The following is a 4,492-nucleotide window of genomic DNA, read 5'->3' as shown; positions in this document are numbered from 1 at the left end:
AGGTGGATCAACCAACACCTCCCCTCTCTCTCTCCTTATGATAGTAATGCGGTTCAACCAGCTAATACAGAAGCCTATGTAGCCAGTGATGGTGTCATCTTTGTCTGCAATATCAAAAGTCGGGAATTTATCACCTGTTTTAAGGCGGTTAATTACCATGAGTCTAAGGAAGAAGAGGAAGCTTATACGGACATTCACGAAAACAATGTCGCTTCCTTCAAAAAAGATGTGAACCACCTAGTCAATCGCTACCGACTCAAGGAAGCCAAAGAGCTGTTTGAGAACATTGGGGAGGACTTGGATGACTTTTATCACCTGTCCCAAGCGGTCAAGAACGGCCAATTGAGCGAGCGAAATAGTAAGCGCCTAGAGGAATTGTTAGGCAAGTTTCATGTGATCAAGGCAGCCATGCGGATCATTGAAAATAAACGGGGAGATTACCATCTTTAGGGTCTTTTCCCCCTAAAAGTAGGCGCCTAGAAGCTTTCTCATCTAATTTAGATGGGAAGGCTTTTTTGGCTGTGGAAAGCTTTTTGAAAAAAAGAGAAAAAAATTGTATAATAGAGTGGATATGCAAGTATTTGCAAAGCTGTAATTCGACTTGGGCAACCAAGGACCGTAAGTATTAAAATAATCACACTAAAGGAGACAACAGTGAGTAGTATTAAATTAGTCACTCTTGGCGGTGTTCGAGAAAATGGGAAAAATCTCTACGTTGCCGAAGTGAACGATTCGATTTTTGTCTTGGATGCAGGTTTGAAGTATCCAGAAAATGAGCAACTTGGGGTGGATGTCGTTATCCCCAACATGGATTATCTATTTGAAAACAAGGACCGTATTGCGGGTGTTTTCTTGACCCATGGTCATGCGGATGCCATTGGGGCCTTGCCTTATCTTTTGGCGGAAGCGAAAGTCCCTGTATTCGGGACAGAGTTGACCATTGAGTTGGCCAAACTCTTTGTGAAAGGCAATGACAGTGTGAAGAAATTCAATGACTTCCATGTCATCGATCAAAATTCTGAAATTGACTTTGGAGATGCAGTCGTCTCCTTCTTCCAAACAACTCACTCCATCCCTGAAAGTATTGGGATTGTGATTGGTACTTCTGAGGGCAATATCGTCTATACAGGAGACTTTAAATTTGACCAAACTGCAAGTGAGTCGTATGCGACCGACTTTGCACGCTTGGCTGAAATTGGACGTGAGGGTGTCCTTGCGCTCTTGAGTGATTCAGCCAATGCGGATAGTAAGATTCAAGTTGCTAGTGAGCAAGAAGTGGGCGATGAGATCCTGGACACCATTGCGGACTGGGATGGTCGTGTCATCGTGGCGGCGGTAGCCAGCAACCTCTCACGGATCCAGCAGGTCTTCGATGCTGCGGCTGAGACTGGCCGTCGAGTGGTCTTGACAGGGTTTGATGTGGAAAACATCGTCCGGACAGCTATTCGCTTGAACAAATTGTCTCTTGCCAACGAAAAACTCTTGATCAAGCCAAAAGAAATGAGCCGTTTTGAAGATCATGAATTGATCATTTTGGAAACAGGCCGGATGGGTGAGCCGATCAACGGTTTGCGCAAGATGTCTATTGGCCGTCACCGCTATGTGGAAATCAAAGATGGGGACTTGGTCTACATCGTTACAACACCATCTATTGCCAAAGAAGCTGTGGTGGCTCGTGTGGAAAACATGGTCTACCAAGCAGGTGGGATTGTCAAATTGATCACGTCAAGCTTGCGTGTATCTGGTCACGGAAACGCACGGGACTTGCAGTTGATGATCAACCTTCTTCGTCCTAAATATCTCTTCCCGATCCAAGGGGAATACCGCGAATTGGATGCCCATGCACGAGTAGCGATGGAAGTCGGTATCTTGCCTGAGAATATCTTTATTCCAAAACGCGGAACTGTGATGGAGTACGAAAAGGGGGACTTTGTCCCTGCCGGTAGCGTCTCAGCTGGGGATGTCATGATCGATGGGAATGCCATTGGTGATGTGGGCAATATTGTCCTTCGTGACCGCAAGGTCTTGTCAGAAGACGGGATCTTTATCGTGGCGATCACAGTGAATCGCAAAGAGAAGAAAATTATTTCCAAAGCGCGCGTGCACACCCGTGGTTTTGTCTATGTCAAGAAGAGTCGGGATATTCTTCGTGAAAGTTGCGAATTGGTCAACCAAAGCGTTGAAGACTATTTGGCACAAGACAGCTTTGACTGGGGTGAGTTAAAAGGTTTGGTACGCGACAACTTATCTAAGTTCTTATTTGAACAAACCAAACGCCGTCCAGCCATCCTACCAGTTGTGATGGAAGTGAAATAATAGAAAAAATGGAAACGCTTGGCAGCCAGAGGCTTGCCGAGTGTTTTTAACAGTAGAAAGAGGAAATCAAATGGTAGTTATGCAGATTGAGTATTATTCAGAAGCCTTGAAGATGGAGTGGGGCGTGTCCGTCCTTTATCCCGATGCATCGCGCGTGGAAGATCCAGCAGATACGGATATTCCAGTCCTTTATCTTTTGCACGGGATGAATGGGAACCACCACTCCTGGTTGAAGCGGACCAATGTGGAGCGCATTCTGCGAAATACCAATCTGATCGTGGTCCTACCCAATACCAATAATGGCTTTTACACAGATACCCAGTATGGCTACAACTACTACACGGCCATTGCGGAGGAATTGCCAGAGACTCTTTCTCGCTTCTTCCCTAATATGACCAAGAAACGGGAGAAAACCTTTATTGCTGGTCTATCCATGGGTGGCTATGGATCGATGCTCTTGGCTCTCAAGACAAATCGTTTCTCCCATGCGGCTAGTTTTTCCGGTGCTCTGAGTTTCCACGATAGAGACCTTGAAAACAATGACTTGGAGCAACCAGCTTTTTGGAAGGGGATCTTTGGAGAGATTGAGGATTGGACGACTAGTCCCTATTCGCTAGAGACTGCTGCCAAGAAGTTTTCAGATAAGAAGACCAAACTCTGGATCTGGTGTGGGGAGCAGGATTTCCTTTATGAGGCCAATAATTTTGAAGTTAAGGAATTAGAAAAGTTGGGTTTGGATGTCACCTATACCCACAGTCCAGGCAAGCACGAATGGTTCTACTGGGAACGTGAGTTGGAGCACTTTTTACAAACCCTGCCAATCGATTTTGAATTAGAAGAACGGTTAAAATAAGATACAAATAGATTGGATATCAGTCAGAGCATTTGTTCTGACTTTTTTCATATATAGGAAGAAAAGCTAGAAAGCTCACTTATTCATTTCAGTCCCGCTTTCTTTGTGGTATAATAGGAACGATTGAATAAATGCGCTAGAAATAGCGAACAAGATAAGAGGAGAGAAATATGGCAAAAGATATTCGTGTGCGTTATGCACCAAGTCCAACAGGGCTATTACACATCGGAAATGCTCGTACAGCATTGTTTAACTACTTGTATGCGCGTCACCATGGTGGAACCTTTATCATCCGTATAGAAGATACGGACCGCAAACGTCACGTCGAAGACGGAGAACGTTCACAGCTTGAAAACCTTCGTTGGTTGGGCATGGACTGGGATGAAAGCCCAGAGACGCATGAAAACTACCGCCAGTCTGAACGTTTGGAACTCTATCAAAAATACATTGACCAACTCTTGGCCGAAGGAAAAGCCTACAAATCTTACGTTACAGAAGAAGAGTTGGCAGCTGAACGTGAACGTCAAGAAGCAGCTGGGGAAACACCTCGCTACATCAACGAATACCTTGGCATGAGCGAAGAAGAAAAAGCTGCTTATATCGCAGAACGTGAAGCAGCAGGCATCATTCCAACTGTTCGTTTGGCAGTGAATGAGTCGGGTATCTACAAATGGCATGATATGGTCAAAGGCGATATCGAGTTTGAAGGTGGTAATATCGGTGGGGACTGGGTTATCCAAAAGAAAGATGGTTACCCAACTTACAACTTTGCCGTTGTCATCGATGACCACGACATGCAAATCTCTCACGTCATTCGTGGAGATGACCACATTGCCAATACCCCAAAACAACTCATGGTCTATGAAGCTCTTGGTTGGGAAGCACCTGAGTTCGGTCACATGACCTTGATCATCAACTCTGAAACTGGTAAGAAGTTGTCTAAACGTGACACCAACACCCTTCAGTTCATCGAAGACTATCGTAAGAAGGGTTACCTTCCGGAAGCAGTCTTTAACTTTATCGCTCTTCTTGGTTGGAACCCTGGTGGTGAAGACGAAATCTTCTCTCGCGAAGAACTCATCAAGCTCTTTGATGAAAATCGTCTCAGCAAGTCTCCAGCTGCTTTCGACCAGAAGAAAATGGACTGGATGAGCAATGAGTATATCAAGAATGCGGATCTTGCGACCATCTTTGAAATGGCAAAACCATTCCTCGAAGAAGCAGGACGTTTGACAGACAAGGCTGAGAAATTGGTTGAACTCTACAAACCACAAATGAAGTCAGTGGATGAAATCGTTCCATTGACAGACCTTTTCTTCTCAG

Annotated in this window: 4 protein-coding genes; all 4 read left to right on the top strand. The window is 45.0% G+C overall.

Annotated elements, in window-relative coordinates:
* Positions 1 to 450, top strand: a 450-nt coding sequence (locus SPADD19_RS08690) for a hypothetical protein (RefSeq protein WP_241496558.1), incomplete at its 5' end; no start/stop codon positions are given.
* Positions 451 to 654: 204 nt separating this feature from the next.
* Positions 655 to 2,316, top strand: coding sequence for a ribonuclease J (locus tag SPADD19_RS08685; RefSeq protein ID WP_061455805.1), 1,662 nt, complete (start codon positions 655 to 657; stop codon positions 2,314 to 2,316).
* Positions 2,317 to 2,386: 70 nt separating this feature from the next.
* Positions 2,387 to 3,169, top strand: a complete 783-nt coding sequence (locus tag SPADD19_RS08680; RefSeq protein ID WP_061455804.1) for an alpha/beta hydrolase — start codon at positions 2,387 to 2,389, stop codon at positions 3,167 to 3,169.
* A 170-nt stretch (positions 3,170 to 3,339) separates the two neighbouring features.
* Positions 3,340 to 4,492: glutamate--tRNA ligase (gene gltX, locus SPADD19_RS08675; protein WP_241496557.1), on the top strand; the 1,153-nt coding region annotated here is incomplete at its 3' end.

Source organism: Streptococcus parasanguinis (assembly GCF_001578955.1).
In the GTDB taxonomy this organism is placed as follows: domain Bacteria; phylum Bacillota; class Bacilli; order Lactobacillales; family Streptococcaceae; genus Streptococcus; species Streptococcus parasanguinis_U.
The sequence above is the reverse complement of the archived record's forward strand: the minus strand, read 5'-3'. Positions and strand labels throughout refer to the sequence as shown.

Bases quoted from the DNA above. Each gene is read 5' to 3' on its own strand.
- SPADD19_RS08680 (WP_061455804.1), top strand. From the start codon at position 2,387: ATGGTAGTTATGCAGATTGAGTATTATTCAGAAGCCTTGAAGATGGAG.